The organism is Microbacterium sp. CGR1, assembly GCF_051062835.1.
In the GTDB taxonomy this organism is placed as follows: Bacteria; Actinomycetota; Actinomycetes; order Actinomycetales; family Microbacteriaceae; genus Microbacterium.
In genome coordinates, this window is sequence record NZ_JAOTPG010000001.1 from 2189550 (window position 1) to 2210128 (window position 20579).

At 68.9% G+C, this 20579-nt stretch carries 18 protein-coding genes; 3 read left to right on the plus strand and 15 right to left on the minus strand.

From position 1 onward, the window contains the following. The first annotated feature begins 32 nt into the window (after nucleotides 1-32). The gene (locus OD997_RS10860; RefSeq protein WP_434331579.1) at nucleotides 33-1601 is read left to right on the plus strand and encodes a D-alanyl-D-alanine carboxypeptidase; all 1569 of its coding nucleotides are present in this window, start codon (nucleotides 33-35) and stop codon (nucleotides 1599-1601) included. Between the two features lie 100 nt (nucleotides 1602-1701). On the opposite strand, the gene OD997_RS10865 is transcribed toward OD997_RS10860, so the two are convergent. The 3 genes from OD997_RS10865 to OD997_RS10875 form a co-directional block, all read right to left on the minus strand. Continuing rightward, nucleotides 1702-3960 carry an ABC transporter ATP-binding protein gene (locus OD997_RS10865; RefSeq protein ID WP_434331580.1) on the minus strand — a complete coding sequence of 753 codons (2259 nt, stop codon included), beginning with the start codon at nucleotides 3958-3960 and terminating at the stop codon, nucleotides 1702-1704. Beyond that, a complete protein-coding gene (locus tag OD997_RS10870; RefSeq protein WP_434331581.1) occupies nucleotides 3957-5684 on the minus strand; it encodes an ABC transporter ATP-binding protein in 1728 nt (575 codons plus the stop codon). The genes OD997_RS10865 and OD997_RS10870 overlap by 4 nt, the downstream gene beginning before the upstream one ends. A gap of 200 nt (nucleotides 5685-5884) precedes the next feature. Further along, nucleotides 5885-6946, minus strand: coding sequence for an enoyl-CoA hydratase/isomerase family protein (locus tag OD997_RS10875; RefSeq protein ID WP_434331582.1), 1062 nt, complete (start codon nucleotides 6944-6946; stop codon nucleotides 5885-5887). A gap of 121 nt (nucleotides 6947-7067) precedes the next feature. On the opposite strand from OD997_RS10875, the gene OD997_RS10880 reads away from it, so the two are divergent. Then, a complete protein-coding gene (locus tag OD997_RS10880) occupies nucleotides 7068-8972 on the plus strand; it encodes an ATP-binding cassette domain-containing protein (protein WP_434331583.1) in 1905 nt (634 codons plus the stop codon). A gap of 77 nt (nucleotides 8973-9049) precedes the next feature. Here the strand turns inward: OD997_RS10880 and OD997_RS10885 are convergent, their stop codons facing one another. Further along, nucleotides 9050-9499, minus strand: a complete 450-nt coding sequence (locus tag OD997_RS10885; RefSeq protein WP_434331584.1) for a hypothetical protein — start codon at nucleotides 9497-9499, stop codon at nucleotides 9050-9052. 145 nt (nucleotides 9500-9644) lie between these two features. Between OD997_RS10885 and OD997_RS10890 the strand changes: the two genes are divergently transcribed. After that, complete coding sequence (locus OD997_RS10890) at nucleotides 9645-11057, plus strand: DUF222 domain-containing protein (protein ID WP_434331585.1); 1413 nt, start codon at nucleotides 9645-9647, stop codon at nucleotides 11055-11057. Between the two features lie 128 nt (nucleotides 11058-11185). On the opposite strand, the gene hemL is transcribed toward OD997_RS10890, so the two are convergent. The 11 genes from hemL to hemE form a co-directional block, all read right to left on the minus strand. Continuing rightward, nucleotides 11186-12508, minus strand: coding sequence for a glutamate-1-semialdehyde 2,1-aminomutase (gene hemL, locus OD997_RS10895; RefSeq protein ID WP_434331586.1), 1323 nt, complete (start codon nucleotides 12506-12508; stop codon nucleotides 11186-11188). A 124-nt stretch (nucleotides 12509-12632) separates the two neighbouring features. Then, a complete protein-coding gene (gene hemB, locus OD997_RS10900; RefSeq protein WP_434331587.1) occupies nucleotides 12633-13610 on the minus strand; it encodes a porphobilinogen synthase in 978 nt (325 codons plus the stop codon). Next, entirely contained in the window at nucleotides 13607-14398 is a 792-nt protein-coding gene (locus tag OD997_RS10905; protein WP_434331588.1) for a uroporphyrinogen-III synthase, read from the minus strand. Before OD997_RS10905 ends, hemB begins: the two co-directional genes overlap by 4 nt. Then, nucleotides 14395-15414 (minus strand): hydroxymethylbilane synthase, encoded by a 1020-nt coding sequence (hemC, locus tag OD997_RS10910; protein ID WP_434331589.1) that lies wholly within the window; start codon nucleotides 15412-15414, stop codon nucleotides 14395-14397. Before hemC ends, OD997_RS10905 begins: the two co-directional genes overlap by 4 nt. 4 nt (nucleotides 15415-15418) lie before the next feature. Beyond that, nucleotides 15419-16096, minus strand: coding sequence for a hydrogen peroxide-dependent heme synthase (gene hemQ, locus OD997_RS10915; protein ID WP_434331590.1), 678 nt, complete (start codon nucleotides 16094-16096; stop codon nucleotides 15419-15421). Between the two features lie 119 nt (nucleotides 16097-16215). Next, the gene (locus OD997_RS10920; protein WP_082477971.1) at nucleotides 16216-16497 is read right to left on the minus strand and encodes a hypothetical protein; all 282 of its coding nucleotides are present in this window, start codon (nucleotides 16495-16497) and stop codon (nucleotides 16216-16218) included. Next, entirely contained in the window at nucleotides 16484-16891 is a 408-nt protein-coding gene (locus OD997_RS10925; protein ID WP_210096085.1) for a phage holin family protein, read from the minus strand. Before OD997_RS10925 ends, OD997_RS10920 begins: the two co-directional genes overlap by 14 nt. Before the next feature lies 1 nt (nucleotide 16892). Continuing rightward, nucleotides 16893-17315, minus strand: a complete 423-nt coding sequence (locus tag OD997_RS10930; RefSeq protein ID WP_434331591.1) for a hypothetical protein — start codon at nucleotides 17313-17315, stop codon at nucleotides 16893-16895. Nucleotides 17316-17514: 199 nt separating this feature from the next. Further along, a complete protein-coding gene (gene hemG / locus OD997_RS10935) occupies nucleotides 17515-19059 on the minus strand; it encodes a protoporphyrinogen oxidase (protein ID WP_434331592.1) in 1545 nt (514 codons plus the stop codon). A gap of 82 nt (nucleotides 19060-19141) precedes the next feature. Then, a complete protein-coding gene (locus OD997_RS10940) occupies nucleotides 19142-19480 on the minus strand; it encodes a metalloregulator ArsR/SmtB family transcription factor (protein WP_434331593.1) in 339 nt (112 codons plus the stop codon). Nucleotides 19481-19525: 45 nt separating this feature from the next. After that, entirely contained in the window at nucleotides 19526-20548 is a 1023-nt protein-coding gene (hemE, locus tag OD997_RS10945) for a uroporphyrinogen decarboxylase (protein WP_434331594.1), read from the minus strand. Nucleotides 20549-20579: the final 31 nt, after the last annotated feature.

Genomic DNA, 20579 nt, shown 5'->3' on the forward strand with positions numbered 1-20579 from the left:
GGATCTGCGCGCGAGTTCGGTACCGTGAGGAGGTGACCGCTCCTGAATCCGCCGAGGCCACCGCCTCCGACGCGCCTGCAGGCGACGCGCCCGGGGGTGATGCGCCCGTGGTCGACGCTCCAGTAGCCGATGCGCCCGTGGGCGTTGCATCCGGAAGTGGCGCGCCGAGCGCCACCCCCGCGACGCCCATCGAGGCTGACGCCCTCGCGGTGTTCGACGACGAGCCCCAGGCGCAGTGGGCGGGTGCTGCGAGCGGCGGGACGCCGCTGACCTGGGTCGACCCGGTCAGGGTCGCCGAGGAGACGACCAGCGGCTCACTGGACGAGAACGCCCGCACTGCGTCGGGCTCCGCGCTGTTCAAGGATGCCCGGCTGCGCCCGGCAATCGCGCGTCCGGGCCTTCTGGTGCCGCTCGGCGTTCTCGTCGGACTGGTCGCCTCGTACGCGGGGACGACCATGCTCTGGCCTCTGCACGAGGTGGCGCCGACCGTGCAGGCGGCCGAGGTGTCGCCGACAGCCGCGGACGCGGCAGCGATCTCGTGGCCCACTCAGGGAAGCGGCGCCGTCGGTGTCGGCGGGCTCTCCACCGCCTCCTCGTCTCTCGACGCCGCGGCGATCGCGAGCGTCACGAAGGTCGTATCGAGCCTGATGGTGCTCGAACGGATGCCGCTCGCCGTGGGCGAGCAGGGCCCGGAGTTCTCCTTCACCCGGGCGGACAACCTCGCTTACTGGGACTACCGGCGATCGGACCAGTCAGCCCTCGACGTGCCCGTCGGCGGCACGCTCACCGAACTGCAGCTGCTGCAGGGGACCCTTCTGGGGTCCGCGAACAACTACATCGACCGCCTCGCCAGAGAGATCTGGGGATCGGAGTCGGCGTTCTCCTCGGCTGCCACCGTCTGGCTGCGCGACCGCGGTCTCGACGGCATCACGATCGCGACGCCGTCGGGCTTCGACGCCCGCAACACGGCCACGCCCGAGTCGCTCGTCGCGCTCGCCGAGATGGCGATGCAGAATCCGGTCTTCGCGGGCATCGTGGGCACCCCCTCGATCGACCTCCCGGGTGCCGGCACCGTCACGAACACGAACGGGATGCTGGCGGACGCCGGAGTCGTCGGAGTGAAGACCGGCACCCTCGGCGACAGCTGGAACCTGCTGACCGCGAAGGACATCACCATCGACGACGTCACGGTGCACCTGTACGCCGCCGTGCTCGGGCAGGCCGATGACGAACAGCGCCTGGCTCAGACCCGCTCGCTGTTCTCGCAGGTCGAGACCGCGCTTCAGGCGCAGGCGCCGGCTGTCGCGAAGGGCACGGTGGTCGGGACAGTCACGACTCTGTGGGGAACGACCACCGATGTCATCGCGGATGCCGACGCCGACCTCGTGCTGTGGAACGGGGCGACCGCGCAGGCGACATCGACGTTCACCCTCGGGGACAACCGCGAGGAGGGCGACGAGATCGGCACGATCACGAGCGTCGGACCACTGAACACCGTGACGACGTCGGTGTCGCTGGCAGACGACGTGGACCCACCGAGCCCGTGGTGGCGGCTGACTCACCCGCTCGAGCTGTTCGGACTCACCGAAGCGCAGCGCTGAGGCCGGCCCCGCCAGGAACTCCCCACGCGATAGCCCGTACGCAGACGCCCCACCCCGAATCAACGGGGCGGGGCGTCTGTCGGTTCACGCTGCGTTCGCGTCAGCCGTTCTGACCACCGGAGTCCGGCCGCTCGACGATCGCCTGGGCTGCAGCGGTCTCGGCCGCGGGGGTCTGCGCACCCACCGAGGCGCCGACCTGCGCGGCCGCCGCTGCCTCTTCCGCGTCGCCGCTCACGACGACCGGAGTCGATCCCGTGAGTGCGTCCTCGGCGTCGATGTCGGTCGCCGCCTGCTCGAACTGCGACTGGTACAGACGCCAGTAGGCACCCTGCGCAGCGATCAGCTCGTCGTGCGTGCCCTTCTCGACGATGTCACCGTGCTCCATCACGAGGATGAGGTCGGCGTCACGGATGGTCGACAGGCGATGCGCGATCACGAACGAGGTGCGCCCCTGTCGCAGGGCCGCCATCGCGTGCTGCAGCAGCAGCTCCGTGCGGGTGTCGACCGCCGATGTCGCCTCGTCGAGGATCAGGATCGACGGCTGGGCGACGAAGGCCCGCGCGATGGTGATCAGCTGACGCTCACCCGCCGAGACGTTCGACGCGTCCTCGTCGAGCACCGTGTCGTACCCCTCGGGCAGTGCGTGCACGAAGCGGTCGACATACGTCGCCTTCGCGGCCTCGAGAACCTCGTCGTCGGTCGCGGTAGACCGGCCGTACCGGATGTTCTCGCGGATGCTTCCCGCGAACAACCACGGATCCTGCAGCACCATGCCGGTGCGCGAACGCAGCTGGTCGCGAGTGACCTCGGAGATGTCCTGACCGTCGAGCAGGATGCGCCCGCCGTTCAGCTCGTAGAACCGCATGATCAGGTTGACCAGCGTCGTCTTTCCGGCCCCGGTGGGGCCGACGATCGCGACGGTCTGGCCCGGCTCGACGCGGAACGAGAGGTCGGTGATCAGAGGGCGCTCGGTCGTGTAGGAGAACGCGACATTCTCGAACTCCACGACGCCCTGGCCGTCGGCGAGCGGCGGAGCGTCCGCCTCATCGGCCTCCTGCTCCTCGGTGTCGAGAAGCTCGAACACCCGCTCGGCCGATGCTGTTCCGGACTGCACGACCGCGGCCATGCCTCCCAGCTCCGACAGCGGCTGCGTGAACTGCTGCGAGTACTGGATGAACGCCTGCACGTCACCGAGACGCAGCTGACCGTTCGCGACCATGAGTCCGCCGAGCACGGCGATGCCCACGTAGGTGAGGCTGCCGACGAAGGTCATCGCGGGCATGATGATCCCCGAGAGGAACTGCGCCTTGAAGCTCGCCTGGAACAGCTCCTCGTTCTCGTCCTTGAACTTGTCGAGGGCGTCCTGCTCGCGTCCGAAGACCTTCACGAGCGCGTGGCCCGAGAATGCCTCCTCGACGCGGGCGTTCAGACGACCGACCTTGCGCCACTGCGTGCCGAAGGCCTTCTGAGACCTCGGACCGATGACGCCGAAGATCACACCCATCAGCGGCAGGGCGACGAGCGCGACGAGGGCGAGCTGCCACGAGATCGAGAACATCAGCACCAGCACGCCCACGACGGTGAGAACGGCCGTGATCGCACCGGACAGCGACTGCTGCATCGTCTGGGTGATGTTGTCGATGTCGTTGGTGACGCGCGAGATCAGGTCACCGCGCTGCACCTTGTCGAAGTACGACAGGGGCAGCCGGTTGATCTTCGCCTCGACCTGCTCGCGCAGGCGCCACATGGTGCGCACCATGATGACGTTGATGACGTAGCCCTGGATCCAGCTCAGGAAGGCGGCCACGATGTAGATCGCGAGGACCGCGATGATGACCCACCGCAGCGCATCGAAGTCGACGCCGTCACCGACCTGGAAGCTGCCGAGGGCTGCGACCTGGTTCGCGTAGTCGTCCTGTCCGCCCTGGCGGAGGGCCGCGACCACGTCGTCCTGCGACGTGCCGGCCGGGAAGCCCGGGAAATCGCCGTTCGCCTGACCGAGCTGCACCGAGATGAAGCCCTTGTAGATGAGGTTGGTGGCCTCACCGAGCACCTTCGGCGCGGCGACCGTGAGCACGACGCCGACCGCGCCGGCGATGGAGACCAGGATGAACCACACGGCTGAGGGCTTCAGCAGTCCGATCATCCGGCTGAAGCTCTTGCCGAAGTTGTCGGCCTTGCCCGGTGCGACGCTGTCCCAGCCGCCGCCGTTCTGGCGCGCTTTCTCGGCGAGTTCGGCTTCGTACTTCTCTTCGTCGGTCAGTCCCGGCTCGACAGTCGCGGTGCTTGCCGTCGCCTCGGTCGCGGTCGCCTTGGCGGCGCGACCCCGACGCGTCTGGGGTTCGTTCTGCTCGCTCATGCGTCCACCCCCAGCTGCGACTCGACGATCTCTCGATAGGTCGTGCTCGTCTCGAGGAGCTCCTCGTGCGTGCCGACGCCGACCATGGTGCCCCCTTCGAGCACGACGATGCGATCCGCATCGGTGATGGACGAGACGCGCTGCGCGACCACGATCTTGGTCACGTGAGGCAGCTCGCGCCACAGCGCCTGCCTCAGACGCGCGTCGGTGGTGAGATCGAGCGCCGAGAACGAGTCGTCGAACACGAGGATCTGCGGCTGCCGCACGATCGCTCGGGCGATCGCGAGACGCTGACGCTGCCCGCCTGAGACGTTCGTGCCACCCTGCGTGATCCGCGATTCGAGGCCGTCAGGCATCTCCTCGACGAAGTCGCGACCCTGCGCGATCTCGAGGGCGTGCCACAGCTCTTCGTCCGTGGCGTCTTCGCGGCCATAGCGCAGGTTCGATGCGACGGTCCCCGTGAACAGGAACGGACGCTGGGGAACCAGGCCGATGGTCGCCCAGAGCGACTCGACGTCGGCCTGGCGGACGTCGGCTCCTCCGACGAACACCGCACCGCCCGTGGCATCGAAGAGCCGAGGGATCAGCGAGACGAGAGTGGTCTTGCCCGCACCCGTCGAGCCCACGATCGCCACAGTCTCGCCGGGCTCAGCCGCGAAGCTGATGCCCTTGAGCACGGGCGAATCCGCGCCGGGGTAGGTGAACTCGACATCGTCGAACGCGACCGCGCCCGCGGCAGGGAAGTCGGTGACACCGTCGGTCGGACGCTCCATGCTCGAGGTCGTGTCGAGGACCTCGCCGATGCGCTCGGCCGAGACGGCGGCGCGCGGGATCATGATCGCCATGAAGCTCGCCATGATGACGCCGCCCATGATCTGACCGATGTATTGCATGAAGGCGAAGATCGTGCCGACCTGTACGGTGCCGCTGTTGACCTCGATGCCGCCGAACCAGACGACCGCCACGACCGTGACGTTGAGGATCAGCATGAACAGCGGGAACAGGAGCACGAACAGCGAGCCGACCTTGCGGCCGACGACCATGATGTCGGTGTTCGCTTCGCGGAATCGCTCTTCTTCGATGCGCTCGCGCACGAATGCACGGACGACGCGCACACCGGTCAGCTGCTCGCGCATGACGCGGTTCACGGTGTCGAGCTTGCCCTGATAGCTGCGGAACAGCGGAACCATGCGGCTCACGACGAGACCTGCGACGATCAGCAGCAGCGGCACGGAGACCGCGATCAGCCAGCTGAGGCCGATGTTCGTCTGCACGGCGAAGATGATGCCGCCGATCGCGAGCAGCGGCGCGGTGACGAGCATGGTGGCGCCCATCATCGCGAGCATCTGCACCTGCTGCACGTCGTTCGTGTTGCGGGTGATGAGCGAACCGGCCCCGAACTGCGAGACCTCGCGCTCGGAGAATCCGCTCACCTTGCCGAACACGTCGGCGCGGATGTCGCGGCCCGCCCCCATCGACGCACGGGCGGCGAAGTACGTGGCGATGACCGAGGCGATGATCTGGCCGAGCGACACGGCGAGCATGAACAGGCCGGTGCGCCAGATGTAGTCGGTGTCGGACTGAGCGACGCCCTTGTTGATGATGTCTTCGTTGAGACGGGGAAGGTACAGAGTCGCGATCGCGCTGGCGAACTGGAAGACCAGCACGGCCACGAGCAACCACTTATAGCGGGACAGATATCGAACGAGGATTTTTCCCAGCACAGGCGGACTTTCTAGGAAGGATGAAGCGGCAGATCTCCCGACGGGCGGACGCGGGCCGACGATCGCGCATATGACAGAGTGCCACGAACCGCGGACATTCGTATCCCCCTGTGGGCGGACCTTCGCTGACAGCGAACCATTCCGCCTGCGGCCAGCCGTTTATGCACCGTGGTGAACAACCGCGGATATATCGATATGCCTCAGAAGAGGGGGCGATCCGGCACGAACTCTCGCGCCTCTGCGCCCGCATCCGGGGCCAGGTCGGCGATCGTCGCGGGATCCCACTTCGGGTTGCGGTCCTTGTCGACGAGCTGCGCGCGGATCCCCTCGACGAGATCGGGGTGACGCGTCACGAACCACATCACGCGGCGGTACTCCCCCTCGAGCGCTGCGCGGAGATTCGGAAGCGCCCGAGCCTCGCGGACCGCGTCGAGGGTCACGGTGAGGCCGGTCGGGGCGAGGCTGTCGAGCAGCTCGGCGGTGGCCGTGGCATCCGCCGTGCCCTGCTCCTGCAGGCGAGAGATGATCTCGGCGACCGTGTCGGCCGAGAACGCCTCGTCGACCCACGGGCGCGCGGCCGACAGTTCCGACGGATCGGGGGTCTCGTCGAACAGCAGCACGATCTCGGCCGGACCCGTGGGGTCCGCGCGATACGCGAGCGCCTCGCGCAGCGCGTCGAGGCGGTCGGACGGGACGAAATGGTCCGCGAAGCCCATCAGCACGGCATCCGCTCCGTTCATGGTGCCGCCCGTCAGGCCGAAGTACTCGCCCAGCCGGCCGGGAGCGCGACCGAGCAGCCACGTTCCCCCCACATCGGGCGTGAAGCCGATGCGGGTCTCGGGCATCGCGAGCTTCGATCGCTCCGTCACGATGCGGATGGCCGCGTGACCTGAGAGCCCGACGCCTCCGCCCATCGTGATGCCGTCTGCCAGCGACACGACGGGCTTCGAGTACTCGGCGATCATCGCGTTCAGTGCGTACTCGGCACGGAAGAACTCCGCGGTCTCGTCGGCTCGACCGGCCACGATCTGCGCATGCAGTCCGCGCACGTCGCCGCCCGCGCACATCCCGCGCTCGCCCTCGCCGTCGATCAGGACGATCTGCACGTCGGTGTCCTCGCGCCATGCCTCGAGCGCCTCGGTGAGCAGCTGGATCATGCCGAGGTCGAGTGCGTTGATCGCCTCCGGCCGGTTGAGCGTCAGCCTGCCGAGCGCGCCTTCCGTGCGGACGAGGACCCGGGGAGCGGCAGTGGAATCGGTCACGGGTGCCACGTTACCCCTCGGTCGCAGCCTTGCATTCGGGTGGGTTTGTGCGGTAAATGCGCGATCCGGCGGCTTTTCCGGCAGGATAGAGAGAACTGCCCACTGCAACGAGAGGTCGCAGATGCCCGACGGACAGGTGCTCGAGTTCACGCGCGTCACCAAGCGATTCAATGACGTGACGGCGGTGTCCGACTTCTCCGCGCGAGTCGAGCCCGGTGTCGTGACCGCCTTCCTCGGCCCGAACGGGGCCGGCAAGACCACGACGCTGCGGATCCTCCTCGGTCAGGTGCGCGCCACCTCCGGCACGGCCACGATCGGCGGGGTCGCATTCCCCGAGCTCCGCCACCCCCTGCGCACCATCGGATCGGTGCTCGAGGAGACGGTCTACCGCCCTCGACGTTCGGCCGCGCGCCAGCTGACCATGGCCGCCAAGGCCAACGGCATCCCGCTGTCGCGCGTCGACGAGGTCCTCTCGCTGGTCGGTCTCGAGCACGAGAGCGAAGGACGCATCGGCAGCTTCTCGCTCGGCATGCGTCAGCGACTGAGCGTCGCCCACGCCCTGCTCGGCGACCCCGGTGCCCTAGTGTTCGACGAGCCGGCCAACGGACTCGACCCCGAAGGCATCCGCTGGATGCGTCTGCTCATGCGCCGCCTCGCCGACGAGGGTCGCACTGTGCTCGTCTCCTCGCACGTGCTGAGCGAGATCGAGCAGGTCGCCGACCACGTCCTCGTGCTCTCGAAGGGGCAGCTCATGCTGTCGAGCGGCATCGAGAAGCTCGCAGACCCGTCTGCCGGATCGGTCGTCGTGGATGCCGCGGATCGCGCCGCGCTGAAGGCGGCGCTCTCGGTCGCCGGCCTCGAGGTCGAGGTGCTCCGCTCCGGGCTCACCGTCCGCGGCAGCAACGCCGGAAAGGTCGGCGCCATCGCGGCATCGGCCGGCATCGCCCTCACCACGCTGGTGCAGCGCGGCCCCACGCTCGAAGACGTGTTCATCGAGCTCGTGCGCGGCGGCACGCTCGCACCGCACGCGATCGCGGCCGCCTCGCAGTTCATCACCCCTGAGGCTGAGGCGCAGTCGTCGGATGCTGCGCTGGACGCCGCTCCCGCGACCACGGTCCTGCCTGCGGTGATCGGCGAGAGCGCTGCGGACGCCTCCGTCGAGACGGTGGACGCGGAAGACAGCTCGGACGACGCTGAGGATGCTCCTGCGGACGACGCGGCGAACGTCGACGAGGGCGCGGAGATCGACGCCGAGGCCCCTGAAACCGAGGCTGGTGCGGATGCGTCCGTCGACACCGCGGACTCGGATGCTGCGGAATCGGACGCCGCTCGGACTGACGCTGCTGCTGCTGACGCGGCAGAGGCCAAGGCCGACGACGCAGCCTACGCCGCGGCTGCGGCACGCGACGTCGAGCACGCGGCGGCGGAGCTCGGCTACGCGGCCGACGCATCCGACGCGAATGACGCCGAAGATGCGGCAGACGTCATCTCCGAGGCCGCCGAGACCTCCGAGGCCACCGAGACCCCCGAACGCTCCGCGCACGACGGGGATGCCGACGATGCATCCGATCGTGGCGATGCGCCCTCCGAGGAGGGCGCCCGCCCCTCGTTCGATGAGATCCTGTTCGGGACGTCCGTCGCCACTGATCCCGGCGCCGAGAACGAGTCCGCGCCCGCTGCCGAGGGCATCGACGAGCACTCCGGAGTCGAGTTCTTCACCGAGGTCCCGGCATCCGATGAGTCGGAGTCCGATGAAGACGCAGACTCGGCCGGCGGGGAAGACGCATCGGACGACGACCCGCGCTCCGCGGCCGTCAGCTCGATGCTCGCCGCAGCCGCACGCGCCTACTACGAGGACGAGCCGAAGGACTACCCGCTGGGCGAGTCTGAGGCATCCGAGGCGCCGGCCGACGCTCATGCCGAGCACCGTGAGGGTCACGAGAGCGAGCAGCACGAGCACCACGAGGGCGAGCAGCACGAGCACCACGAGGGCGAGCACCACGAGGGCGAGCACCACCAGTCCTGAGGCCGCGCCGCCGACCTCCATGCGAACGCCCTCCGCGCCGAAAGGTTGCGGAGGGCGTTCGTCGTTCTGGGAGGCGGTCAGGCCGGCCGAGGACGGATCACAGGGCGGCGGCTGCCCTTCGACACCGGAGTCGGCGATGTGGCGACGATCTCCTCGACGTCCGCGGGCTCATCCGAGACATCGAGTCGGAGGGCCTGGGTCAGTGCCAGGCCGTGCTTGGTCGTGAGGATCAGGCGCCGGTACTGCTCATCGCCCGCGAGGTCGATGACCACACTGGGGCGGCGGCGTCGGATCAGCACGAAATCCACGCTTCCGGCGGCTTTCCACGTGCCCGCGGCGAGGATACCGGGAATGTGCGTTCCGGGGTTCGGCACGCCTCGGAGCCAGGCCCAGGCGTCATCGACGAGCTGCACCTTGGTGATGGTGTCGCGGACGAGCCGCACGTTGTCGCGGTGGAAGCTCGCCGCACGCTCGATCGGCGAGAGCACGATCTCGAGTTGCGTCTGGTCGAGCAGCAACGTCACCATGCGTCCAGTCTGCCAGCGGCAGCCTCCCAGATGTCTGTGTCTTGCTCACAGGAAGGCAACGATCCATTGTCGGTTCCCACGATTCCACCTCTCTTCCATTCCGATGTTCCGCACGACTTTCGAACAAATCTACTAGACTCGGAGCATGACATCCGCCACCGCCAACGGTCTCGAACAGCGCAGGGCGCTGCTCGATTCATGGGTCGAGAAGCGGCGGCAGATCGCCTGTCTCGAGGCCGAGGCATCCGACCTCCTCGCCGAGCGGATGCGGCTCGCCCGTACCGATTCCGATGACAGCCCGTTCCACCGTGATGCGATCCATCGATCGATGGTCGCCGAGTACTCGGCGGCCGGCCGTTTGACCCAGGGCAGCATCGAATACGCCTTCACCGACGCGGGTTTCCTCGACGCCAGCCACCCGCGCGTGCGCGAGGCATTCCGGCGCGGCACCATCAGCGGCGCACACGTCCGCGAGATCGTACGAGCTGCCGGAGTCGTGCGCGAGGCCGTGAACAACGGCCGAGCGGACGCCGATGTGCTGCCGCTGTACGACACTGTCGCCGTCATCGTCGCCGAGGGCGAGACCGCTGCGCGCACACGCGTGCATCTGCGCGAACTGGCAGCGGTGCTGGCGGGCTCGACGACCACCGAGCGCCACGCACAAGCGGCGTCGGAGCGCACGGTGACCGTGCGGCCGGCAGGAGACGGGCTCTCCGTCCTGACTGTCGTGCTGCCCGAGCATCTCGCCACGGCGATCCTCGATCGCCTCACCCAGCTCGCGCACGCCGTCATCCGCGGTCGCGACGATCGCGAGCCGGTGCTCGAACCGATCGATGACGGCGAGGACCCGATCTATCCGGAGGACATCGCTCACGACGATCCGTCACGCGACGACTACGCGATCTTCGGCGATGGGACGTTCACGACCGACCCCACCTGCCCCGAGGGGCCCGCGGTCGAGCACATCCCCGCAGACACCCGAACGATCGATCAGGTGCGGGCCGACCTGCTGATCGACCTCCTGCTCGCCTCCGACCCGAGCGCCGCCAACGGCACGGGACTCGACAACATCCAGGGTCGAATCCATGTCACGGTGGCCGCCACCACTCTCGCCGGATGTGATGATCGGTCCGCCCAGCTCGACGGGCACGGTCCGCTCCACCCCGACATCGCTCGCGACCTCGCCGGCCGCAACGGCGGGTGGTCACGCCTGTTCCTCGATCCGACCGGCCTGGTCGTCGAGACAGACACCTACCGGCCCACCGAGCCGATGCGACGATTCCTGCGGGCCCGAGACCAGCACTGCCGTTTCCCCGGATGCAGAATGCCGGTGCATCGGTGCCAGATCGACCACACCTTCGATCATGCGAAGGGTGGCAAGACGAATGTCCACAATCTGGGTCACCTCTGCGCCACCCACCACGTGATCAAGCATCCAGATATCGCGGACGACCACAGGTGGACGGCGCACCAGCGTCCGGACGGAACGATCGACTGGCTCAGCCCGCTCGGGCGTACCTACAGAGATTCACCGCGACGGCGAGTGATGTTCGTCTGAGAGAAGCGCGTTCGTCTGAGAGAAGCGCGTTCGTCTGAGCGAAGCGCGTTCGTCTGAGCGAAGCGCTCTCGCCAGAGCGAAACGGGTGTGTCTGAGCGAAGTGGGGTGCCGACGGTTCGGCCGGCGACTCAGGCGTTCGCCTGCGCCGCGGCGCGGGCAGCGATCGGAAGCGCCGCCTCGATGCGCTGCAGTTCCTCCTCGCCGTGAGCGGCGGTGAGGAACCACGCCTCGAACACGCTCGGCGGCAACGCGACACCCTGCTCGCGCATGGCGTGGAAGAAGGGGGCGTATCGGAACGACTCCTGGGCCTGTGCCTCGGCATACGTACGAGGCGCAGAGGCACGGAAGGATGCGCTGAAAAGGTTCCCTGCATGGGCTACGGCGTGCGTGACTCCGGCATCCGTCAGCGCGGTCTCCAGCGCTCCGGCGATGCGAGCAGCCGCCGCATCGACAGTCGCATAGACCTCCGGTGTCGCGAGGCGCAGCGTCGCGAGGCCTGCTGCGACAGAGAGCGGATTACCCGAGAGCGTGCCCGCCTGGTAGACGGGGCCGAGGGGCGCCAGCATGTCCATGACCTCGGCGCGTCCGCCGAGAGCGGCCAGAGGCATCCCCCCGCCGACGACCTTGCCGAAGGTGATGATGTCGGGCAGATAGTCCTCCCCCGCCGCAGCCTGAAGCCCCCAGAAACCTGCGGGGTGCACACGGAAGCCTGTCAGCACCTCATCGAGGATCAGCAGCGCTCCATGCGCGTGGGCGGTGTCGGCGAGCAGTCGGTTGAACCCGGGCGCAGGCGGCACCACACCCATGTTGGCGGCGGCCGCTTCGACGATCACCGCGGCGATGCGATCGCCGTGCTCGGCGAAGACCGCTGCCAGCGCGTCGGGGTCGTTGTAGTCGATGACCAGGGTCTGGGCGGCGATAGGCGCGGGAACCCCGGCGGAGCCAGGCAGTGCGAGCGTCGCGACGCCCGACCCCGCCGCCGCGAGGAGGCCGTCGGAGTGCCCGTGGTAGTGCCCGGCGAACTTCACCAGCAGGTCCCGGCCGGTCGCTCCGCGCGCGAGGCGGATCGCCGTCATGGTGGCTTCGGTGCCCGTCGACACGAGACGCACGCGCTCGATGGGCCGGACCTCGCCGAACCGCACGCGGTCGGCGATCAGAGCCGCGAGTTCGACCTCGCCCTCGGTCGGAGCGCCGAACGAGAGTCCGCGGGTGGCGGCCTCCTGCACCGCGGCCACGACCTCCGGCTGCGCATGTCCGAGCAGCGCCGGTCCCCACGAGGCGACCAGATCGACGTACTCGTTGCCCGCGGCATCCGTGACCGTCGCGCCCTTCGCCGAAGCGAGGAAGCGCGGCGTACCGCCCACGGAGCCGTATGCGCGCACCGGCGAGTTCACGCCGCCGGGGATCACCGTGCGTGCAGCGGAGAACAGGTCGTCATTGCGGTCGGTCACAGCACACTCCTCAACGATGCGCGGAGCTCTCCCGGCATCCTCTCCAGGCTAGCCCGCACACCTGTGCACCGGACTCAGAAGAGGACGCGATGACAGCGACTCAGCCCGAGGAGAAAGAACTCGCTCAGCGCCGCAGCCAGCGGGCGGCTTCCGTCGCCCAGTACGTGAGGACGACGTCGGCACCCGCCCGACGGATCGACAGCAGGGACTCGAGGATCGACCCGCGACGATCGATCCAGCCGTTCGCCGCAGCGGCCTCGATCATGGCGTACTCACCCGAGACCTGGTATGCCCACACAGGAATATGCACGGTGTCGCGCACCTCGCGCAGCACGTCGAGGAAGGCCATGGCCGGCTTCACCATGACGATGTCCGCACCCTCTTCTTCGTCGACGACGGCCTCGCGCACGCCCTCACGACGGTTGCCGGGGTCGAGTTGGTAGGTGCGGCGATCGCCCGTGAGCTGAGAGTCGACGGCCTCGCGGAACGGGCCGTAGAACGCGCTCGCGTACTTCGCGGCGTAGGCGAGGAGCAGGGTGTCTGTGAAGCCCTCGGCATCGAGCGCCTTGCGGATCACTCCGACCTGGCCATCCATCATGCCCGACAGGCCGAGAAGCTGGGATCCGGCGCGGGCCTGGGCGAGCGCCATCGAGGTGTACCGCTCGAGTGTGGCGTCATTGTCGACCGAGCCGTCTGCCGCGAGAACGCCGCAGTGCCCGTGGTCGGTGAACTCGTCGAGGCACAGGTCGGTCTGCACGACGAGCGCGTCGCCGACCTCGGCGGCGAGCACCTCGGTCGCGACATTCAGGATGCCCTTCGGGTCATCCGCGCCCGAGCCCTGCGCATCACGCACGGCGGGCACACCGAACAGCATCACGCCGCCGACGCCTGCCTCGGCGGCCTCGGTCGCGACCTTGCGCAGAGAGTCGAGCGAGTGCTGAGCGACCCCGGGCATCGAGCCGATCGGCGCCGCCTCGGTGATGCCCTCGCGCACGAAGAGCGGGAGCACCAGCTGGCGCTCCTCGAGAGAGGTCTCACGCACCAGACCGCGAACGGCCGGGGACTGACGCAGTCGGCGCAGTCGGACGTCGGGGAAGCTCACGGCGCCAGCTCGTCTGCCGCGTGCGGGAGGGTGAAGGTCGACACCGCGTCGATCAGCGCATCCACGGTCTGCTTGTCGGCGACGACCGTGATCGGGAGACCGGCCTTTCCGGCATCCTTCGCGGTCCGAGGACCGATCGCCGCGAGAAGCGTCTCGTCGGGGATCTCGGGGAACTGCTCGCGCACCTGCGCCGCGACAGAACCGCTCGTGATCAGGATGGCGTTGATGCGGCCGTTCTCGACATCGCGCTTGATGCGATCCGTCACAGGCACGCCGACCGTGCGATATGCCACCACGCTGTCGACGTCGTGCCCGGCCTCCTGCAGCAGCACGCTGAGCACGGGCTTCGCGATCTCGCTGCGGAGGGCGAGGATGCGGCGGGGCTGCGTCTCGAGAGCGATGAGCTGCTCGGCCATGCCCTCGGCCGAGTTGTCCTGCTCGGGAACGAGAGCGACCTCGTATCCGACGGCCTGCAGCGCGGCAGCCGTGGTCTCACCCACAGCGGCGATCTTCGTGCTGCGTGGCACGACGGCACGGTGCGCGAACATCACGTCGACGGTGGTCGCACTCGTCACGGTCAGCCAGTCGTACGACCCGCCGGCGAGCTGTGCGAGCGCCACATCGAGGGCTGCCTGATCGGTGGTCGGCGCGAAGTTGATCAGCGGCGCGACGACGGGCACCGCGCCCTGCGCGCGCAGGCTCGCTGCGACACCGTCGCCCCACGGGCCTCCGCGGGGTACGAGGATGCGCCAGCCGTCCAGCGGTCGGTCCTGCTTCGAATTGGTCATGATGAGGAATGCTCTCGGGAGACGAGGTCGGCCGCCCCTTGCTCGAGCAGCCGATGGGCGACAGACAACCCGATCTCGCGTGCTGCGTGCATCGGGTCTGCACCACCGGCAGCATCCGCTCCATTGCCGCTGCCGTTCCGACGAATATACTCCCCGTTCAGGGCTTCGGTGACGTCGAGGCCGATACGCCGGGTCCCGTCGGTCGCGTAGACCACCGTTCTGACGCGGATCTCATCGCCGTCGACGACCGCATGTGCGGCCATCGGCGCCTGGCATCCCGCGTCGAGTCCTTCGAGCACCGCGCGCTCCACCGTGACGGCGAGGCGGGTGGCCTCGTCGTCGAGTTCGGCGAGCGCCGAGAGCAACTCCTCCGGAGCGTCCGTCCTGGTCTCGACCGCGAGAGATCCCTGCCCCGGTGCGGTCGGCCACTCGGCGAGACCGAGCTCTTCGCGCCGAAGCGGCGAGTCGGAGCCGAGACGCGACAGTCCGGCGGCGGCCAGGATGACGGCATCCAGCTCCCCCGATGCGACCCGCTGCAGCCGGGAGTCCACGTTGCCGCGGATGTCGACGACCTCGGCGTGCGGAGCCCTGCGTCGCACCTGCGCGATGCGCCGGGGCGACCCGGTGCCGACCTTGCTGCCGGAACGCAGCTCATGCAGCGGCGTGCCCCCACGGGTAATCGCGACATCGCGGGCGTCCTCGCGCACGGGGGTGGCCGCGATGACGAGGCCCTCCGGGATCGCGGTCGGCAGGTCTTTCAAGGAGTGCACGAGGAAGTCGCACTCTCCCGCGAGCAGCGCCTCACGCAGACGCGTGGCGAAGATGCCCTGACCGCCGATCTCCGACAGGGAGGCACGGTTCGTGTCGCCCTCGCTCGTGATCGGAACGAGCTCGACGGTGCGACCCGAGATCTTCTCGAGGGCGGCGGCGACGTGACCGGACTGCGCCTGCGCGAGCGCGCTGCGGCGGGTGCCCAGTCGGATCGGTGTGGTCCGAGTGCTCTGAATGCTCATCATCGGCCTACTGCAGCACGTCCGCGATCTCGTCGAACCGGAGGCGACGCCCCGTGTAGAAGGGGATCTCCTCCTTCACGTACAGACGCGCATCGGTGTAGCGCAGGTCGCGCATGAGGTCGACGAGCTCGGTGACGTCATCGGCCTCGAGCGGCAGGATCCACTCATAGTCGCCGAGGGCGAATGCGGCCACCGTGTTCGCGATGACGCCCGTGAATGCGGCGCCCTTGCGACCGTGATCGGCGAGCATCTTGCGACGCTCCTCCTCGGGCGCGAGATACCACTCGGGCGTGCGCACGAACGGGTACAGGCATAGCCAGTCCTTGGGCTCGACGCCGCGCAGGAAACCAGGCACGTGGGCGCGGTTGAACTCCGCGTCGCGGTGCACGCCCATCACGTTCCAGACCGGCAGCAGCGTGCGCAGCAGCTCGGTGCGACGCAGGCGCCGAAGCGCCTTCTGCAGGTCTTCTGCGGTGTCACCGTGCAGCCAGACGAGCAGGTCGGCGTCGGCCTTCAGGCCCGAGACGTCGTAGAAGCCGCGGACGGTTACGCCCGAGTCCTCGACGTACGAGACGATCGTCTCGAGTTCGGTCGAGTCGGATTCGGTGACCGGAACGTCGGGGTTTCGTCGCCAGACCGCCCACAGGGTGAAGCCGGACGGGTTCTCTTCGCGCTCATCGGACATACGACCAGTCTGCCCCCTTTGCAGAGCACTCGCGAACGCGAGTCAGGATGCGGATGAGAGACGCCTCGGTCGGCGCCGCAGCGCCCCCGAGGAGGTCAGCGCGAGAGTGCCCGAGGGGATCAGCGCGAGAGCGCCCGAGCGATGACCCAGACGGCTCCGCCGACGACTGCCGCGACCCCGACGGCCGCAGCGATCGCAGCCGCGGGGTTGCGGTCGGCGAACACACGCGCTTTCGCCGCCGCGCGCTTGGACGCCTTGTCGATCCGCCGCGGGAAGTTGCCCTTGACCTCGATCGCCGCGAGAGCGGCCTTCAGCTCGGCACGGGCCGACTGCACAGGATCGACGATCCCCGCGGGGACGGCGGTCTTCGGCAGCGACCTCGTGATGTCAGAGTTCGTCATCGCCGGCCTCCTTCACGAGTCGGATGTCCTCGCCCACCGCCTGCGCGGGGTTCTTCCGGGCGAGCACCTTGCGGAACTTCAGGATGCCGAGCAGCGCGAACAGCAGCACGGCGAGGATCAGGATGCCGAGCACGGCCAGCGCCGAGAGCCATACCGGCCACCACGACGACAGCCCTGCGATCGCGAACACCAGGATCACCGGCACGGCCCAGAACAGGAAGAACAGGGCGACCAGGAACCAGACCGAACCGATGCCCGCATCCTTCGCGGTCCTCGAGACCCACGCCTTGGCCGCGTTGATCTCGGCCTTGACCAGGCTGCTGATGAGTTCGGGAAGGTCGCCGATCAGGGACAGCAGGCTGTCCTCGGCGCGGTCGCGGTATCCGCGGGGCATGTCAGCTACCGGACTTCGCAGCGGTCGAGCGCGAGGATGCCGGCTTCTTGGCAGCAGGCTTCTTGGCGGCGGGCTTGTTCGCGGCGTCATTGGCTTCGTCGACGGCATCCTCGGTCGCGTCGACGATGTCCTCAGCGGCCTTCTTGCCTGCGGCGACGGCCGAGTCGAGGCGCTGGCCGGCGGTCTTGTCGCCACCGCTGGCCGACTTGACGACCTTCTGCACACCGGTCCAGATAGCACCGGGCACGGCCGCGGCCTTGTCGCCGACGTAGCCCTTGACCCGTTCGACCTGCTCCTGCACCGGGTCGAGGTTCCAGACCTTGAGCCACTGCGTCTTGATCTGCTCATAGCGCTCGCGTCCTGCGCGCGTTCCGATGACGTATCCCACGCCGAGCCCTACGACGAGTCCGATCTTCCCCTTCATGGGGTCTCCTCACGTTGTTCCGGTGCGAACGCCCTGCGGCGAACCGGCGGCTCGGCGCCGCCTGCCAGGTGTCCAGCGTAGCCCCGTATGCCGATTTCGGCATCTATCTCGCACGGGGTTGACACCAGAGCGACTTTCGGTTTCGTCGAGGGCGAGCGAGGCTGCGGACCGCAGCCTCGTGACACGCCGCGCCGCCGGATCAGTCCCAGAGCAGCGCCCGACGAAGGCGATCCGCCTCTTCCCGCGCATCCGGGATGACCTGCGCGAGACCCGTGCCGGCGAGCCACGCCCCTACCGCTGCGACCCCGGAGACCGCCTGGATTGCGCTTCGCGCCGCCTCGCGTCGCGAAGCCGAGCCGATGATCGACGCGGGCTGCGACTGCACGTAGCGCGCGCGGTGCGCGTCGATGAGGGCACTTTCGGGGAGCGCGACGCCGAGCAGGGAGGATGCTTCGCGCAGCGCGACTCTCGCGGCACCGTTGTCGTCGAGGGCGGCAGTCGCCGCCGGTTCGCCCTGCGCCCCGAACGACACGCGGAGGAGATGTCGGCCGCCGGCCGCCTCGCGCACCCAGCCCCATTTCGCACTCGAATGGGTCAGCGCCTTGGCCGTGTGACTTCCGGGAACCGTCAGCACCCCCGTGCCGCGCGGAGCGCCGTCCAGCGCCGACGCAGCCAACAGCAGGGTCACGATCTCGATCTCCGGAGCCTCTGCCGCCGTGGTCTCGGCGAGCGCAGGCACGGTCTTCTCGAGCAACCGCCGCGCGACATGCTCGGACGTCGCGATCACGACTCCGTCAGCCGTGAGATCGAGGTCTTCCGCCTCAGCGGCACCGGTCTCATCGCTCGCGTCGGCACCGCTCTTCGCCTCGGCCCGCACTGACCAGGCATCCCCCGCCTTGGTGATCTCCGTCACGCGGGCGCCCGTGCGCACGACTCCGCCGAGCTTCTCGATGTCGGCGACCAGGGCATCGACCAGCACCATCATGCCGCCGTCGATCCCCTCGACCGCGGCGCCAGGAGCCTGGGCGGCCCGCGACGCCTGAGCCGCACGCGATGCGCTCTGCTCGCGCAGCGCCTGGACGGCGCCGGACAGCGACCCCACGCTCGTCAGCGCGGCGTTGAGCCCCGGTGCGGCGATGTCGACGTCGACGTCGTCGGGTGACGCCGAGTACACACCGGTCGTCACGGGCGCCACGAGACGGTCGCGGACCTTGGCCCCCATCCGCGACGACACCAGCTTGCCGAGACTGTGGTTGTGGCCGATCGTCAGCGGGGGACGGACACGGTCGAGATAGGCGCGCCACGCTCCCGACCAGCCGATGACGCGACGCACGTCCTCCTGGAACGGATTGCCGGGGATGCCGAGGATGCCACCCACGGGCAGCGGTGCGGCACCGACGCCGGGGATGCCGGCGAGCCAGGCGCCTCCTGCGGCGGGAGCGACGATGCGATCGGTGAGCCCGAGCTCCTCGAGGAGCGCGCGCACTCGGCCGCCTCGAGTCGCGTAGCTCTCGGCCCCCGCATCGACCACGATCCCGTCGAGCTCGGCCCGACGGATCGCTCCGCCCACGGCATCCGAGCCTTCCAGCAGGGTCACGCGCATGCCGACCTTCACGCATTCGCGGGCCGCGATCAACCCGCCGATGCCACCGCCGACCACGACGATGTGTCGATTCGCGGCGCGGGCGGCCAGATCGGCGGGCTCGGCACGGGTCGACTCACGGTTCGCGGGCTTCGGGGTCATGGGTCAATCCTTTCACCCGCAGCCTGGACGGAATCCGGTCGCAGGCCGGAGAAACAGGCCTCCGCACTGACAGGGCGCGCGCTCAGGCTTCGGCGGGAGTCTGTGCGCCACGACCGGAACCGCGCTTGCGCACCTCGCGGAGCACCATCTGCTCGGGGCACACGGTCGACAGGAAGTCCCCCACCGAGAGCGCCAGACGCTCGCCCACCAGCGAATACAGGATGCGGTTGGCATCGCGGCGCTCGCTGACGAGGCCGGCCTGACGCAGCACGCTGAGGTGTCGCGAGATGGTCGGCCCGCTCGAGGAGAATCGCGAGGCGATCTCCCCCGCCGCGAGCTCCCCCTCCTTGAGGTCCTGGAGGATCTGACGCCGGGTCGGGTGGGCCAACGCGGCGAAGATCTCTGACGCGCTATCTGCCATGTGTGCAATATAGCACCCGAGCTATATAGGTCGGGGCGACGGAGATTAGATCGAGTGGACCAGCTCGACGATGCGGGTGAGCTGGTCGGGGTCCGTCTCGGGCGGCACGCCGTGTCCGAGGTTGACGATGTGGCCCCGGGCGGCGCGGCCGCGCTCGACCACGTCGCGCACGTGAGCCTCCAACACCGGCCACGGGGCCGACAGCAGGGCCGGGTCGATGTTGCCCTGCACCGAGACATCCGGCCCGAGGATCGCCGCGGCCTCATCAAGAGGCAGTCGCCAGTCGACGCCGACGCCGTCGGCGATGCCGCCCAGACGCATGTCGGCGAGGAACGGCCCCGTGCCCACACCGAAGTGGATGCTCGGCACGCCGATGCCCTCGAGCGCCACGTGGGAGTGCGGGGCGACGAAGGCGCGATAGTCGGCGGTGCTCAGCGACCCCGCCCACGAGTCGAACAGCTGCACGACGGATGCTCCGGCGTCGCGCTGGATCTCGAGGAAGCGACGCGAGATCTGCGCCAGCCAGCCGGCGAGGCGGTTCCACGAGTCGGGATCCGAGTGCATCATCGCCCGAGCGCGCAGATGCTCCTTCGACGGGCCGCCCTCGACGAGATAGGCGGCGAGGGTGAACGGTGCACCCGCGAAGCCGATCAGCGGGGTGTCGCCGAGTTCTGCCGTCACGATTCCCACGGCCTCGGCGATCGCGGTGCCGTCGAGCGAGAGTGGATCGATGGCCGTGATGCGGTCGACGTCCGCCGCCGTGCGCACGGGGTTCGCGAAGACGGGCCCGCGGCCGGCTTCGATCTCTACCTCCACCCCCGCGAGACGCAGCGGGATGACGATGTCGCTGAAGAACACCGCGGCATCCACCCCGTGACGCCGCACGGGCTGGAGGGTGATCTCAGCGGCGAGGTCGGGGGTGAGGCAGGCGTCGAGCATGCGCGTTCCGACCCTCAGCTCGCGGTACTCGGGAAGTGACCTGCCCGCCTGCCGCATGAACCAGACGGGGGCGTGCTCGGGTCGGGGGCCGGTGAGGGCGCGCAGCAGCGGAGCATCGGAGAGGGCCATGCATCCATCCTCCCATCCGCTCCTGGGCCGA